Source organism: Marinobacter sp. SS13-12 (assembly GCF_030227115.1).
Lineage (GTDB): Bacteria > Pseudomonadota > Gammaproteobacteria > Pseudomonadales > Oleiphilaceae > Marinobacter.
Genome location: NZ_JASSUA010000004.1, coordinates 256,243 through 271,179, shown reverse-complemented (window position 1 = coordinate 271,179; position 14,937 = coordinate 256,243). Strand labels below are relative to the sequence as shown.

Annotated in this window: 14 protein-coding genes; all 14 read left to right on the top strand. The window is 53.2% G+C overall.

Annotation, left to right across the window (positions count from 1 at the left end; all coding sequences use genetic code 11):
- The first annotated feature begins 10 nt into the window (after positions 1–10).
- The 14 genes from QPL94_RS19330 to QPL94_RS19265 all read left to right on the top strand — a co-directional run bounded on the left by QPL94_RS19330 (position 11) and on the right by QPL94_RS19265 (position 14,887).
- The gene (locus tag QPL94_RS19330) at positions 11–787 is read left to right on the top strand and encodes a citryl-CoA lyase (protein ID WP_285359556.1); all 777 of its coding nucleotides are present in this window, start codon (positions 11–13) and stop codon (positions 785–787) included.
- A gap of 95 nt (positions 788–882) precedes the next feature.
- The gene (dctP, locus tag QPL94_RS19325) at positions 883–1,860 is read left to right on the top strand and encodes a TRAP transporter substrate-binding protein DctP (RefSeq protein WP_285359555.1); all 978 of its coding nucleotides are present in this window, start codon (positions 883–885) and stop codon (positions 1,858–1,860) included.
- A gap of 195 nt (positions 1,861–2,055) precedes the next feature.
- A complete protein-coding gene (locus QPL94_RS19320) occupies positions 2,056–2,481 on the top strand; it encodes a TRAP transporter small permease (protein WP_285359554.1) in 426 nt (141 codons plus the stop codon).
- Positions 2,481–3,791, top strand: coding sequence for a TRAP transporter large permease (locus QPL94_RS19315; RefSeq protein ID WP_285359553.1), 1,311 nt, complete (start codon positions 2,481–2,483; stop codon positions 3,789–3,791). Before QPL94_RS19320 ends, QPL94_RS19315 begins: the two co-directional genes overlap by 1 nt.
- A gap of 59 nt (positions 3,792–3,850) precedes the next feature.
- Positions 3,851–4,609 (top strand): SDR family NAD(P)-dependent oxidoreductase, encoded by a 759-nt coding sequence (locus tag QPL94_RS19310; protein ID WP_285359552.1) that lies wholly within the window; start codon positions 3,851–3,853, stop codon positions 4,607–4,609.
- A gap of 79 nt (positions 4,610–4,688) precedes the next feature.
- On the top strand, positions 4,689–5,216 hold the full coding sequence (accB, locus tag QPL94_RS19305) for an acetyl-CoA carboxylase biotin carboxyl carrier protein (protein WP_285359551.1): 528 nt from the start codon (positions 4,689–4,691) through the stop codon (positions 5,214–5,216).
- Positions 5,216–6,589, top strand: coding sequence for an acetyl-CoA carboxylase biotin carboxylase subunit (locus tag QPL94_RS19300; RefSeq protein ID WP_285359550.1), 1,374 nt, complete (start codon positions 5,216–5,218; stop codon positions 6,587–6,589). Before accB ends, QPL94_RS19300 begins: the two co-directional genes overlap by 1 nt.
- 50 nt (positions 6,590–6,639) lie before the next feature.
- Entirely contained in the window at positions 6,640–7,782 is a 1,143-nt protein-coding gene (locus QPL94_RS19295) for an MFS transporter (RefSeq protein ID WP_285359549.1), read from the top strand.
- A gap of 56 nt (positions 7,783–7,838) precedes the next feature.
- On the top strand, positions 7,839–9,068 hold the full coding sequence (locus tag QPL94_RS19290; RefSeq protein WP_285359548.1) for an MFS transporter: 1,230 nt from the start codon (positions 7,839–7,841) through the stop codon (positions 9,066–9,068).
- A gap of 264 nt (positions 9,069–9,332) precedes the next feature.
- Positions 9,333–10,784 (top strand): hydroxymethylglutaryl-CoA lyase-like TIM-barrel protein, encoded by a 1,452-nt coding sequence (locus tag QPL94_RS19285; RefSeq protein ID WP_285359547.1) that lies wholly within the window; start codon positions 9,333–9,335, stop codon positions 10,782–10,784.
- 62 nt (positions 10,785–10,846) lie between these two features.
- Positions 10,847–11,701: an amidohydrolase family protein gene (locus tag QPL94_RS19280; protein WP_285359546.1), complete on the top strand. Its 855-nt coding sequence runs from the start codon at positions 10,847–10,849 to the stop codon at positions 11,699–11,701.
- Between the two features lie 98 nt (positions 11,702–11,799).
- The gene (gene dctP / locus QPL94_RS19275; RefSeq protein WP_285359545.1) at positions 11,800–12,831 is read left to right on the top strand and encodes a TRAP transporter substrate-binding protein DctP; all 1,032 of its coding nucleotides are present in this window, start codon (positions 11,800–11,802) and stop codon (positions 12,829–12,831) included.
- 170 nt (positions 12,832–13,001) lie between these two features.
- Entirely contained in the window at positions 13,002–13,526 is a 525-nt protein-coding gene (locus tag QPL94_RS19270; protein ID WP_285359544.1) for a TRAP transporter small permease, read from the top strand.
- 47 nt (positions 13,527–13,573) lie between these two features.
- The gene (locus QPL94_RS19265; RefSeq protein WP_285359543.1) at positions 13,574–14,887 is read left to right on the top strand and encodes a TRAP transporter large permease; all 1,314 of its coding nucleotides are present in this window, start codon (positions 13,574–13,576) and stop codon (positions 14,885–14,887) included.
- The last annotated feature ends 50 nt before the right edge of the window (positions 14,888–14,937 follow it).

Sequence of the window (14,937 nt, the reverse complement as noted above, 5' to 3'; positions counted from 1 at the left end):
AGGTTATGCAATGAAAATTGGGCACTCCGAGGGACAGACCTCGATTGCAACGGCGGACGCAGCTTCGATACAGGTTCGTGGCCGTAATTTGAGCGATAACCTGATAGGGCAGATCTCTTTTACCGAGTTCTACTTTTTAATGTTAACCGGTAAGCAGCCAACAGCGGACCAGCGGGATTTCCTGGACGCCACCCTGGTTGCGATTGCCGAACATGGACTTACGCCCAGTGTCCTGGCAAGCCGAATGACCTTTGCGGCGGCGCCGGAGGCGCTTCAGGGTGCCGTGGCGGCGGGAATTCTCGGCTGCGGGAGTACGGTTCTCGGGACGGCTGAAGCGGCAGGCCATGTGTTACAGGAAGGCGTTGAGCTGTGGCGCAACAATGGCGGCGAGCCAGGCCAGGTGGCACTGGAACAGGCTGCTTCAGTGAAGGCCGCAGGTAAGCGTTTTCCGGGATTCGGGCACCCTTTACACAAACCGTTGGATCCCCGTTGTGAGCGCCTACTGTCAATGGCAGAGGAGCGTGGCGTGTCGGGTGAGTATTGTCGCTATACGCGCGCTCTTCAGTCAGCTGTCGACACCGTGTGGGGCAAACACCTGGTGATGAATGTGTCCTTTGCTATTCCTGCGGTGCTGCTGGATTTGGGTTTTCCGGTTCAAACGCTCAAGGGAATTCCGATTCTGGCACGAACGGCAGGTTTGCTGGCACATCTATACGAGGAATCAACGAAACCTATTGGTTTTCACATGGCCCACGCTGCGGAGGAGTCGGTTCAGTATAAAAAATAATAGTGGATTACTTGCTCGAACGAAGCAACACGGCAAGTCGTTCAAAATTCGGGTATCGACAAGTAGAACAAGACCAATCCCTGAAGGAGAAAAGTATGTGTCGTAAATTTGCATTATGTATGTCTCTGGTGATGAGCCTGACACTCAGTCAGGCACTGGCTGCTGAGCAATTCCGGGTACTGAGTAGTTGGGATAACAGCTACGAACCGGTTGGCCAGATCCTCGGAGGCTTCCTGGAGCGCCTTGAAGAAGAGTCAAACGGCGAGATTACCTCCCGGGTCTCGGGGCCGGAAACCTTCCCCCCCTTCGAACAACTGGACCCGGTTTCCCGTGGACTGATGGACATGCTGTTCACCAACGGTGCCTATCACTACAACGATACCGCCGTGGCCATGTCTCTGGACTCTCTGATTGGCGGTCCTGACAAGCTCAGGGAATCCGGCATTTGGGACCATGTGGACGAGAGTTATCAGGAACGTGGTCTCAAACTCATTGCTGTACTTTATGACATGAACGGCTATGCGATCATGCTCCGGGAAGCTCTTGATCCTGACAACGGCCTTAAGGGTCGTCGGATTCGTGGCACGCCTATTTACCACCCGGTCATTGAAGCGCTTGGCGCCTCCCCCGTTGTGTTATCTGCCAGTGAAATTTACCCGGCCCTCGAACGTGGGGTTGTCGACGGTGCAGCATGGCCAACCGTTGGCCCTGTAGGGCTGCGTCTGTATGAGGTGGCGGACTATATGCTGAGACCTTCGTTCGGGCAGGTTGGTCATGAGGTTTTCATGGGTCTGGACAAATGGAACAGTCTTGATCAGGAAACTCGCGACCTGATTTCAAGAGTGGCGGAAGAATACGAGGCAGAAGCGGTCGATAAATTCAATGAGATTGTCGCCATGGAGGAATCCACGCTTGAGAAGGAAGGTGTGACTATTACCGAGTTGAACGACAAGCAGCAGGCTCAGGTAGACAAGGCCTGGTTTCAGGGTGCAATGGACCTTGCTGAGAAGCAAAGCCCTGAAGCTGTGAAACGAATTCGCGAACTTGCTGCGGAGGCGGGAATGGCACCCTGATCGGGAGCCTGACCGTTTTGTTCGGCTCCGAGGTAAAAGCAACCGGCCCGGAGCCGAACCTTTTTGAATCAATAGATGAACTGAAGCGAACCCTTATTTATGACAATAAAACAGAGTTCGGTTTTGGCGAGTGTTTTGCGATGGCATGACGTAATGTCACGAACGTTGTACCAGTTGGGCATCTTGGCGCTTAGCTTGATCGTTGTTATCTATTCCTATGAAGTTGTTTCCCGTTACCTTTTTGGTGCTCCAACACGTTGGGCGAGCGATTTCGTGTCGTTCCTGTTGCTCATCACGGTATTTCTGGTGATGCCCTGGCTGACGCGCGCGGGTGGTCACGTTGCGGTCACTGTATTGAATGATCAACTGCCCGAGCGTGGGCGGCAGGTCATGATGCGGGGCGGGTACCTCGTCGGCGCCGCTGCATGCCTGTGCCTGGGGTATATAGTCTACTTCGAAGCATTGACGCTCTTTGAGCGCGGGTCCGGCACCCTCAGTACCGTTAGCATACCCAAGTGGGTGCTTTTCGCACTGATCTGCTATGGGCTGTTTAACTCAGGCTTGTATTTTTTACGCCTGGCGGCAGGACGTGACGTTACCAGATCCGCGGAGGAAAGCTGATGATTTCGGGTATCCCCGCGGTGATGGCCGGTGCAGGGCTATTGTTGCTATTTATGTTGCTCGGCATGCCGGTCTTTGTGGCTTTTATGCTGGTAAACCTGATTGCCGTATTTGTACTTCTTGGTCCGCCCGGTTTCGGCATGCTCGCCAGCAGCTTTTTCGAGACCACAACGTCGGGTTCGCTGGTCACAATTCCACTGTTTATTCTCATGGGAGAGATTCTGTTCCGGAGCAACGCGGTAGACGTATTGTTCCGATCGATGGACGAGCTCATTGGGCATATACGGGGCAGACAGTATGTACTGTCAATCGCACTGGCGACCATCTTCAGTACATTGTCGGGTGCGGCGATGGGGGTGGCAGCCATGCTGGGCCGGTCCTTGTTGCCGGGGATGATCGCCAGGGGCTACGACCCTAAACTCTCGGCCGGTAATATTCTGGCGGGAGCAAGCCTCGCCCCCCTGGTGCCTCCAAGCGTTCTGGTGATTATCATCGGCACCCTTGCCGGCGTTTCAATTGCAGGGTTATTGGTTGCCGGTATCCTCCCGGGCCTCATGTTTGCTGGCCTGTTTCTGCTTTATACCTTTATTCGTGTCCGTCTCAACCCAAAGCTGGCACCGGAATCCGAAACATTAGATCGGGAAGTGACTGCAAGGGATAAAGTGATGGCTGTCATCAGGATGCTGCCGTTTTCAATCATCATCATCTCGGTGATGGGCTTTATCCTGATGGGTATCGCAACCCCCAATGAGGCCGGCGCGATGGGTGTCATCGGGGCTTTGATTGCAGCGGCGATATACCGGCGCCTGAACTACAGAATGGTGGTTGAGTCCGTGGGTTCGGCGGCAATGATTTCAACGATGATTCTGATCATCATGGCCAGCTCCAAGCTCTTCAGCCAGCTACTGGCCTTTACTGGAGGGGCATCCGCGCTCACGGAGTGGGTCGCAGCCATGGAATTCGCGCCCTGGATCATGCTCATCATTCTGATGGCTCTGCCTTTTGTGCTCTGCATGTTCATCGATCAGATTGCACTGATGCTGATCATTATTCCGATCTACAAACCGATCATCGAGATTCTTGGATTTGATCCACTGTGGTTCTGGTTACTGTTTCTGGTGAATATCACGGTTGGTGGCATGACGCCGCCTTTCGGTTACACGCTGTTTGCACTCAAGAGTGCGTGGGCGGAAGGAACCCTTATGCAGGTCTATGGTGCGGCCTGGCCGTTCGTTCTGTTGTTTCTGTTCGGCATGGTTCTTCTGGCCATTTTCCCGATTTTGGCGACGTACTTGCCCGGCCTGCTCTGAGGAGTGGCAGGCGTTGCCGGCAAAGGTATGTGGATTGTTTGTTGTGACCTGGAGGTGTTATGGCTCATGTAGATAGAAAAGTCGTGCTCATTACCGGCGCGGGACAGGGTCTGGGGCGGTGCTTTGCCCACCGGTTCGCTGATAGCGGAGCTATCGTGGTTGTCAGCGATATCAACGAAAGTGCGGCAAAAGCCGTCGTTGATGACATCTGTGCAGGAAACGGGGAAGCGATGGCTCTGACCATGGACGTGTCGGACGAAGAGTCTGTGCGTGGTGGTGTTGATGAGGTAGTGAAGCACTATGGTCGCCTGGACGTGCTTGTTAACAACGCATCCATTTTTTCGACGCTCAAGATGCGCCCTTACGATGAAATTCCGATTGCCGAGTGGAGAAAGGTGCTCGACGTCAATCTTACGGGTGTCTTTCTGTGCAGCCGTTTCGCTGCGGCGCCCATGCGTAAATCGGGCTGGGGGCGAATCATCAATATCTCGTCGGCTGTGGTGAATATGGGGCGGCCGTTGTACGTGCATTACGTGGCCTCAAAAGCAGGTGTGATTGGCCTCTCAAGAAGCCTGGCCCGTGAACTTGGGCCCTACGGGATCACCGTCAACTCTGTACTGCCAGGTGCCACCGATACCGAAATCGAACGGGATACGGTAACACCGGAGCAGCGAGAGGCACTGATTCGCATGCGGTCCATACCAAGGGGTGAAACGCCGGAAGATCTGGCTGGCGTCGTCATGTTCCTGGCGTCTGACGATTCCGGGTTCCTGACAGGGCAGAGCCTGACGGTAGATGGAGGTACAACATTCCTTTAGCAAAACAGGGTTGGTTCAAGGGGGCGTCCCGGTCCGGGAAGCTTATGTGACTTGATATAAAAACAAGAGGGTTATTGATATGACACTTTCCGAAACTGACGTATTGCACATCCTCAGGCTGGTTGAAGAATCCAGTTTCGACTCGCTGCAACTGGAATATGGCGATGTCAAACTGGCGGTCAGCAAATCGGGTAATTTCGTGCCGCAGGTATCGCAAGCTCCGGTACAGGCTGCAGCGGAGGCTTCTGCTGCACCGGCTCCTGTGGTTACAAAGGCTGCTGAAAATCTGGATCAGAGCGCGCCCCCGGTTGAGGCTGCTCGCAAGCAGGAAGCCCCGGCTGCTGCTTCCTCCAGCCTGGTAGCGGTGGAGGCACCGGTGGTCGGAGTCTTCTATGCGGCGCCGGAACCGGGTGCCGAGCCATTTGTCCAGATCGGCTCTGAGGTTGATGCTGATACCACCGTCGGTCTTGTTGAGGTTATGAAGGTGTTCAATGGCGTCTCCGCAGGCCTGAAGGGCAGGATTGTCGAAGTGTGTGTCGAGGATTCCCAACTGGTTGAATATGGCCAGCCGCTGTTCATGGTGGAGCCTTCAGAGGGGGCTCGTTAATGACCATTTCAAGAGTCTTTATCGCGAATCGTGGTGAGATTGCGGTTCGCGTGATAAGGGCCTGCAAGGCGCTTTCAATAGATACCGTACTGGGGGTCTCCTCGGCAGATAAAGAAACCATGGGGGCAAGGCTTGCGGATAGAGTTGTCTGTATCGGCCCACCAAGGTCATCCGACAGTTATCTGAATCGTGAAGGCATCATCACAACAGCTCTGGCTACCGGGTGTGATGCGGTACATCCGGGGTACGGTTTTTTATCGGAGGATGCAGAATTCGCGCGGCTGTGTCAGGAGAACGGCCTTATTTTTGTGGGGCCCACGCCTGAAAATATACGCCGGATGGGCAACAAACTTGAGGCAAGAGCGCTGGCCAAAAAGTTCAATGTTCCATTGGCTGAAGGCTCTGCGCGCCTGTATTCCTCGGACGAAGCCCTGGAAACTGCGGAGCAGGTGGGGTATCCGATTCTGCTGAAGGCGGCCGCTGGTGGCGGTGGTCGCGGTATCAGGGTTGTGGATGCGCCCGAAAAACTGAAAGCTGCATTCGAGGGAGCTTCAGCGGAGGCTGCGGCAGCCTTCGGAGACGGCGCTATGTTCATGGAACGTTATATCGGCAATGCCCGGCATGTGGAAGTACAGATTCTTGCCGATAACCATGGCAACGTGATCCATCTGGGCGAGCGCGACTGTTCGTTACAGCGGCGCTACCAGAAGATGGTTGAAGAATCACCGGCCCCAGGCCTGACTGACCAGCTTCGTAAACAGATTCACGAGTCAGCCGTGACCCTGGCAAAGAATATTGGTTACGTGAGTGCCGGCACCGTGGAATTTATTGTGGATATGGACCGTTCGCAGTTCTACTTCCTGGAGATGAATACTCGGGTTCAGGTCGAGCATCCGGTCACGGAGGCGGTAACGGGCATTGACATTGTGGCTCAACAATTACGCATCGCGGCCGGGGATCCACTGACTATCAGCCAGGGAGAGGTCAAAGTTGAAGGGCATTCTATTGAGTGCCGGATAAACGCTGAAGCCCCTCTGCGCGGATTCCAGCCTTCACCAGGCCGCATCAGCCGTTGGCAGCCACCGTCAGGCCCCGGTGTACGGCTCGACAGTCATGGTTTTGAGGGGTACTTCATGCCGCCGTACTATGACTCGCTACTGGGCAAGCTTATTGTTCATGGCAAAGACCGACAGGATGCCCTGGCTATTATGGAGCGAGCACTTGCGGGCTTCGAGATTCAGGGTGTCGATACCACTATTCCATTTCTGCAATACGTGATCGTGAGTAACGACTTTGTGTCCGGTCAATTCAACACCCGCTGGCTTGAGAAAATCGCGACAACCTTTCTTGAAAGCCAGGCCGTTGACGCGTAAGCATTTGCCCGGCCCGATATCTTTCCTGGCTGATACGGCGGTAGCTTAGGATGACGATCAGAATCGTATTGGGTGTCACCTTCGGCATTTACCTGATTCTGAGTGCCACCCGCCCATTGATCTCGTTGTACGCTGCCAGCCTTGGTGCCAACACGCTGGATGTGGGCCTGCTTGCCGCGGTGTATGCATTACTTCCGTTGCTGCTTGCTATGCATGTGGGCAAGCTCTCGGATGCCATCGGCGACCGACTGCCAGTCGTGATGGGGTCTGCCGGTATGGCCCTGGGGTTGGTTATACCCTTTGCAGCCCAGTCGCTTTGGGCGCTTTATCTTACGCAGATCATCGTGGGGGTCTCGCAGCTACTCTGTATGGTCTCGGTGCAGAACCTGATCGGAAAGATCTCGAGTATTGAAAACCGAGACCAGCAATTTGCGATTTTTACCCTTTCAGCCTCCGTCGGGAATCTTATCGGACCGGTGTGCGGTGGTTACCTCGCAGACCAGTACTCCTATGCTGTCGCTTTTCTCATTGCCGGTGTTGCAGGTGTGTTTCCTGTAGCTCTGGGATTTCTGCTTCCATCCATAAAAGGCGTCGCGAAAACATTAGCCAAGCAATCGAGTGCTTTGCATTTTCTGAAAAACCCGGCAATACGCCGTGCCATGGTGACCAGTGCGCTCGTGCTTTATTCGAGGGATATTTTCATTGTTTATTTTCCATTGTTCGCCAGCGACGCCGGCCTTTCGGGCACGACGATCGGGTGGATAATTTCCGTTCAGGCATTTGCACAGATAGTGGTGCGATTCTTCCTGGCGCGATTGTGCGACAGGTTCGGACGAAACCATGTTCTTTTCGTTTCAATCCTGACGGCTGGTGTGGCTTTTTTATTGATGCCCATGACAGCAGACGTATGGGTTCTGGGCCTGCTGAGTGGGCTGATGGGATTGGGTCTCGGGTGTGGGCAGCCATTATCAATATCAACTACCTACAGCGCCTCACCCAAAGACAGAACCGGAGAAGTTCTTGGACTGCGGTTGGCCGTAAACCGGTTTTCACAGTTGGTTGCGCCGGTATTTTTTGGAGGGCTGGGCGCCTTCGGCGGTTTGGTGCTGGTGTTCTACGTGAGTGGCGTCTTTCTTATGGGAGGGGCCTGGCTATTCAGACGTGGGCGACTGCCAGATAAAAGTCAGGACTGATAATGCCTACCTGTGACTTTCAATATCGATAAAAAATATTAAGTGAGGTTTACGACGTGTCGCTTTTTTTGAACCGAGGGTTGATCGCTTTTATCGTTGCCCTGCTTGCAGGCATCGTTATCGCCGCACAGATCGGGAAAATGCCCTCGGCTTTGCCAGTATTGCGAGACTCCTTTGACCTTTCTCTTGTGCAGGCCGGTTGGCTGTCAGCTTCTATCAACGGTGCAGCGGCCGTACTTGGTCTGGTGAGCGGTTTGCTTGCCGCAAAAACCGGTGCGGGAAACACATTACTGCTGGGTTTGTTGACCGCGGTTGTGGGCACGTTGCTCGGTGCATTGAGTCCGACCGGAGAGATGTTGCTTGGGACACGACTGCTGGAAGGCGTGGGATTTGTGCTGATAGCCGTGTCCGCACCCTCGATTATCGCGGCCAGCGCAACGCCGGAATGGCGGGGGCGGGCGTTGGCGGTTTGGGGATGTTACATGCCCATTGGCGTTGCAGGCATGATTGTTCTCACGCCACTGCTTATCTTAAAAGGCGGGTGGCAAACGGTGTGGTGGGTGAATGGAGGGCTGCTTTTTGCGGTACTTGTTATTGCCTGGAGGGTGAGAGGCACTTTCCCAAAGAAGCAGCCATCCTCCGCTGGGCAACAAACCTTGTTGAGCCAACTGCGCCAAAGCACCCGGTTAACGGGCCATTGGGTCATGGGCGGTGCTTTCGCGATCTACTCTTCGCAATGGTTTATGATTGGTACCTGGCTGCCTTCTTTCGCGGTCACCTACATGGAACTTTCCCTGGGCCAGGCCGCGCTGCTGACGGGTCTGGTCGTCCTTGCAAATGCGTTGGGTAACCTGGCGGCTCCTTACCTGGCCGCGGCCGGATTTTCACGCTGGCAGGTTATTGCGGTCGCGCAGGTTCTGATTTCCGGTTTTGGCTTCGTGGTGTTTTCATCGGATATCCCTCCCGAGATAAGGATATTTGCAGCCATTGCAGCCTCGATAGCAGGCGGCGCGATCCCGGGTACCGTGATGGCTGGCATACCCGTTCATGCTCGTAATGCGGCAGAAGTCGCTTTGGGTAATGGTATTGTTGTGCAGTGTATTAACGTCGGCATCCTGCTGGGGCCTCCCCTGATTGCAGGGGTTGTGGCTGGATTTGGTGGCTGGGACGCTGGCCGGTGGGTGTTCCCCGCTGTTGGTTGTTTCGGGGTAGCATTGGCATTCATGCTCAAGCGCCTGGAAATTATCAAGTTTGGAAATCCGGAGGGCGCTGAAACAACTTCCTGACGGTTCCTTCAGTTTTTTTCATTCTCGCCAAGCCTGATTTTTGCGGTCCGTTTCATCACTTAAATTCGATGTTTGTTTCTTGACAGATCTTTCCTCCCTGCTATTGTCTATATTAATAAGTGAGAGGCATTCTTCATAAAAGATAAAAAATGTTCATACTTGCGGATTGAGTTTGTGAATATACGCGGGTATGAAATCCAGGAAATTCGTTGATGTGTCTGGTGCGTCAGCACGTCAAACGAATGCCGTTTTGAGGGGGGTAGCATGCCGGATATTCAGTTTATTGATACCACGCTGCGTGATGGGCAGCAGAGTCTGTGGGCCCTGAACATGCGCACGAGCATGATGCTACCTGCACTTGAAGCGATGGATGACGCGGGCTTTGAAGCAATCGAGTTCTTTGTGCCGATTGTACAGATGAAGAAAATGATCCGGGACCTCGGGGAAGATCCATGGCAGTGGTTGAAGCTGGGTGTCAGGAAGGCCAGAAAGACACCGTTGCGCCTGCATGGTGGCTATAAGGGTGGGTTGAAAAAGGTGCCGGAATGCGTCAGCCAACTTCTTGTCAAAAAAGTGGTTGAACACGGTATCAACGTTACGCGCACCTCAAATTCATGGAATGACTTTGAAATCATGAGGGATGAAGTAGAGGGCTTGCGAAAGCTGGGCATGGCGACCGTCGTGAATCTGATTTACACGGTTTCTCCTCGCCATACCGACGAATATTTTGTACAGCGCGCCAAAGACGCTGCCTCACTGAAACCTTACCGGATCTGTTTTAAAGACGTAGGTGGACTGCTCACGCCTGAGCGTTTGAGGGAACTGCTACCCAAAGTTCAGAAAGCGGTGGGAAAGGTGGTGCTGGAGTTTCACTGCCACTGCAATAACGGGCTTGGACCACTCAATGTGTTGGAAGCAGTAAAGCTTGGAATTACGCATGTCCACACGGGAATACCACCCCTGGCCAATGGCTCTGCACAACCCTCCGTATTCAATGTGGCAAAGAATCTCAGGGTGCTGGGGTACCAGCCTGATATCCGGGAAGAGCTGTTGCTCCCGGTAACAGAACACTTCACCAGGATCGCCAGGAGCGAGGGTTTTACGATTGGCGCCCCGCAAGAGTACGACGCAAGTTTGTACCAGAGCCAGATTCCGGGCGGCATGATTTCAAATCTGCGTTATCAACTGGCCAAAGTCGGCATGGAAGATCGGCTGGATGAAACTCTGGTTGAGGCAGCTCGTGTCAGAGCGGAATTTGGATATCCCATAATGGTAACTCCACTTTCTCAGTTTGTTGGCACCCAGGCAGCCATAAACGTCATTGTGGGTGAGCGGTATCGGCAGGTGACGGATGAAACCATCCAGTATGCGCTCGGTTACTGGGGCAAGGAAGCTGTCCAGGTTATGGCCCCGGATGTTCGTGAAAAAATTCTTGACCGGGCGAGGGCCAAAGAGCTCAAAGCTGAGGAACCCCCGCAATTGTCCCTGAAAGAGGTGCGCCAAAAGTTTGGTGAGCAGCTTACTGACGAAGAGCTGATTCTGCGTACTTACATTGATTCCGAGGCCGTTGAGATTGCGCGCAGGGCAAAAACACCCGTCGGGCAACTTTCCTCCAGGGAGCCGCTGATGCAGTTGGTTCAGGGCCTTACCCGCCAAACAGACAAAAAAGTTATTTCCTTTAGCAGGCCGGGCCTGTCACTGAATTTGCGACATTGATGCATCTGCCCGGCTGGCGTGCCGGTGACCAACATAAAACCATGACTGGAACGGAGAGAAGAATGGATATCGTGGGTATCGATGTACATGTGCATCTTAGTGATGAGGAATCCATCAAGGCAGTGGGGGCGCGAGCCAAGCAGATGGAGCAGTATTTCCGCCGTAAGAGGCCGGTAGTATCCGTTGATGAACTGGCAGACCAGTATCGCGAGCGCCGTATGATGGCAGTACTCGTTAACACACGGGATGATTCGGTGTCAGGCCTTACACCGGTCCCGAATGACCATATTGCCAATGCGGTCAGGAAACACCCTGATGTGTTCCTCGGATTTGGGGCCATTGACCCGTGGCTGGGCAAGCTGGCTCTCCAGGAAATTCGCCGTTGCAAGGAAGAGTTGGGCCTTCACGGCATTGGCGAACTCAACCCCGCGCGCCAGCAGTTTTTCCCTAATGACACTCGGTTCTACCCTCTCTGGGAAGAAGCCCAGAGGCTGGGTTTGCCGATAATGTTTCACAGTGGCATGGCGGGCGCTGGCGCAGGGACGCCTGGGGGGATGGGGAACAAGCTGAAGTATACACAGCCCATTCATCTCGATGATGTCGCCGCGGACTTTCCGGAACTGAAAATACTATGTGCGCATCCGTCCTGGCCCTGGACTGCCGAAAGCCTCGCGATTGCCCAACATAAAAGCAACTTTTTTATCGACCTTTCCGGTTGGGCACCCAAGTACTTCCCGCCGGAACTGGTTCACCACGTTAACTCGATTCTCCAGGACAAGGCGATGTTTGGCTCCGACTGGCCGGTACTGGGAGTGGAGCGCTGGGTGGAGGAGTTTGATCAGCTGGGTATCAAGCCGGAAGTCCGGAACAAAATCATGCTTGAGAACGCAAAAAAATTCTTTGGCCTTGATGTCTAGCTGTCGGCCGAGGTTTGCAGGCATCTGGATCTGGTTGGTGTCTGAACACAACGGATGTTCCGAAAAACAATGATAAAACAGTATCGGGGGATTAAACAATGAAGGCTAATCGTAACAAGAAAAGGCTTGCCGTTAGTTTCATCTGTGGTTTGACGATATTTGCCGTTATGGGTGCGCCTGTTGCAGTGGCGGAAGTGAAACTGCGAATGCTCTCGACATGGGCCGCAGGAACCGACGACGGCGTTGACCTGGGGGCAATTCCATTTGCAGAGAAGGTAAAGGAGCTGTCGGGGGGCGAGGTCACTGTCGAATTTTTTGGTCCCGCTGCAGTTCCGGCGTTTCGGCAGTTTGGTGCGATAGAACACCGGGTATTCGACATGTTGTTTACGCATACCGCGTACCACGCAGACTCAGTGAAAGTGGGAATGGGGCTGGATCTTGCGGAGGGCTCGGCCCAGGTTCGCCGCGAGTGTGGCCTTACCAAGGCGGTCAATGACGCATACCTTGCCAAAAGCAATGTCTCCTATCTGGCGCAATTCCCGACTGGTCATGGTTACCGGCTTTATATGGCCAAAGCAATAAATGAAGAAGGTGGCGCGTTGGAAGGGTTCAGGATTCGGGGGACCGACTTCTACAACCCGGTTATCCACGGCATGAAAGCTTCGTCAGTCAGGGTTTCATCAGCGGAAACCTATACCGCAGCGCAACGGGGAATGATAGACGGAGCGTTTAACGGTTCCGGAGCCCTCGGCACACTGGAGAAGTTGAGCTGGGATGAGGTGATGTCTTATGCAATAGAGCCTGCACTGGGAGAAGTTGTTTACGCACTTTTTGTCAACAAGGATAGCTGGAGCGAGCTTGATGATGATGTGCAGAAAATTATCCGACAGGCGATTGAAGAAACTCAGGTTGAGCGCAGGGAGGCAGGGATCGAGCGCGACAAGAAAGGCATGGAACAACTCCCGGCTGCGGGTGTAGAAGTTGCCGAGCTCAAGGGGGATGCACGGAAGTCTTTTGAGAGCTTCTATTACGATGGTATTGCCAAAAATTATGTTCTCGATGCCGATCCTGAGCATGGACCAAAAATCATGAAAGCCCTTGAGTGTGTGAGGGATCGCTCAGAAGGGTAGGGCGTATCGGATGGGTCGCCCGCGTTTGGTTTCCGGTCAGCCGGTGTCTGCGTGGGTTATCGGATAAAAGCTGAGAAACCGTTCCGGTCCCGGTTGCTGGTGGTGGCGAAATCACCGTTTGGTTATTTCATCACCGGCAACCCGGTCCTGGCATGGGGAGCAAATGTTTCATGGCACCATCAATTAAAAAAACAATATTTCGTTATTACAGCGGTCTTATTTTCGGTTTGAACATTATTGCCGCTTCACTTGTTTTTCTGATGGCTGTAACGATCACTGCAAATGTTCTAATGAGGAAATACCTGGGTTATAACCTCGAATGGTTATTTGATTTTACCCAATATGCACTGGTTTATATTACATTCCTTGCTGGTGGTTGGCTGACAAGGGAGGAAGGACACATTCGTGTTGATTTACTTCATCTTGTGCTCCCTGACCACCTTGGGAACAGGCTTGAGTATTTTAATATCGCGTTTTCTGCTGTCATCTGTCTTATTTTGTTCTGGCTGTCCGCCTCGGCGACCTGGAATCAGTACCTTTTTGGAAACGTTTCACCGGCTGCGGTGCCCGTCCCTAACTGGATGCTCTGGATAGTAATGCCAATAGGTTTTCTTGCCATGGCGTTTGAGTTCATCTTTACGATATTCAGAAAGATTGCCGAGCGTCGACAAGAGCAGATAGACGCCCAGGTTTAAATCTAAGTATTACAGTATAAAAACAATTAATTTCTGGGGTATGCGTCATGGAGTGGTATGTTATTTTCCTTTTTGTGTTCGGGCTTCTGCTTGGCACGATGCTATCTGGAATTCATGTTGCTTTTGCATTGATGGCGGTTAATCTCATTGGCGTCATGATATTTATTGGCCCCCATGGTTTAAATATAGTAGCCGGCAGCATGGTAGATTCGATTTCCGGGTTTGCATTGATTGCTATCCCGATGTTCTACCTTATGGGTGAAGTATTATTCCAGTCCCGTGTCGTTGATCTGCTGTTTGATATGGTGGGGAAGTGGATCGGCCGCGTGCGGGGGAAGCACCTTTACGTTGCCATTGGAGGGGGCACGGGGCTGGCGGCCTTGAGTGGCTCTGGGTCTGCGGATACGGCTCTCATAGGCCGCACTTTATACCCTGTGCTTGCCGAAAAAGGCTATGAGCAACAGATCAGTTACAGCGTTGTACTGGCCGGAGGTGCGCTCGGCCCAATCATTCCTCCGAGCGGCCTTGCAGTTATTCTCGGTGGATTGGCGAACGTATCTGTCGGCGCTTTGTTGATGGCGGGGTTGATTCCGGGTGTTTTGCTGGCTGTGTTGTTTGCGTTGTACGTGTTTATTCGGGTCAGGTTAAACCCCTCACTGGTTCCCCCGGTGGAAGTAGAAAGGGCGAGTTGGCGAGAGCGATGGCTGTCGTTGGCTAAATGCCTGCCCTTCTGCGTGATTATATTCATGGTCCTGGGTTTCATACTTTTCGGGATATCGACAGCCAGTGAAGCTGCTGCTACGGGGGCAGTCGGTGCAATGCTGGTGGCTGCATTATATGGTCGCCTGGACTGTTCTGTGTTATCCCGCGCTCTGCTTGCGACTGCCAGGCTGACGGCGATGGTATTTATTGTGATCATGGGGGCCGTGCTGTTTGGCCAGATTCTTGCGCTTAGTGGCGCAGAAACGTCGCTTAACCTCTGGTTGCAACAAATGTCTTTGCCACCCATGGTATTGGCAGCCGTTCTGCTGGGCTTGCTGCTGGTATTGGGTACGTTCATTGACACACTGGCATTGATTGTATTGCTGGCCCCTCTGTTTTCCACCTTGATTGTGCCGGCTGGCATTGACCCTGTCTGGTTTTTCCTCCTGTTCCTGATCACCCTCCCCATTGGGAGTATGACGCCACCAGTTGGCTCCATGATTTTTGTGTTGAAAGGCGCAATTCCTGAAAGCCGGATTATGGACCTATACAAAGCTGGCCTTGCTACGGCAGCGGTATCAGTAATAGGGATGATTATTGTCTTTTTCTTTCAGGATCTGGCCACTGCCTTGCCAGAGTTCATGTTTCAGAAACGATAAATACTGATCAGATTGCTGCGTACCACCCGGATCGCATGCAACGACAGAAG

Coding starts and splice junctions, on each gene's coding strand:
- QPL94_RS19330 (WP_285359556.1), top strand. CDS start 11: ATGAAAATTGGGCACTCCGAGGGACAGACCTCGATTGCAACGGCGGAC.
- dctP (WP_285359555.1), top strand. CDS start 883: ATGTGTCGTAAATTTGCATTATGTATGTCTCTGGTGATGAGCCTGACA.
- QPL94_RS19315 (WP_285359553.1), top strand. CDS start 2,481: ATGATTTCGGGTATCCCCGCGGTGATGGCCGGTGCAGGGCTATTGTTG.
- QPL94_RS19310 (WP_285359552.1), top strand. CDS start 3,851: ATGGCTCATGTAGATAGAAAAGTCGTGCTCATTACCGGCGCGGGACAG.
- accB (WP_285359551.1), top strand. CDS start 4,689: ATGACACTTTCCGAAACTGACGTATTGCACATCCTCAGGCTGGTTGAA.
- QPL94_RS19300 (WP_285359550.1), top strand. CDS start 5,216: ATGACCATTTCAAGAGTCTTTATCGCGAATCGTGGTGAGATTGCGGTT.
- QPL94_RS19295 (WP_285359549.1), top strand. CDS start 6,640: ATGACGATCAGAATCGTATTGGGTGTCACCTTCGGCATTTACCTGATT.
- QPL94_RS19285 (WP_285359547.1), top strand. CDS start 9,333: ATGCCGGATATTCAGTTTATTGATACCACGCTGCGTGATGGGCAGCAG.
- QPL94_RS19280 (WP_285359546.1), top strand. CDS start 10,847: ATGGATATCGTGGGTATCGATGTACATGTGCATCTTAGTGATGAGGAA.
- dctP (WP_285359545.1), top strand. CDS start 11,800: ATGAAGGCTAATCGTAACAAGAAAAGGCTTGCCGTTAGTTTCATCTGT.
- QPL94_RS19270 (WP_285359544.1), top strand. CDS start 13,002: ATGGCACCATCAATTAAAAAAACAATATTTCGTTATTACAGCGGTCTT.
- QPL94_RS19265 (WP_285359543.1), top strand. CDS start 13,574: ATGGAGTGGTATGTTATTTTCCTTTTTGTGTTCGGGCTTCTGCTTGGC.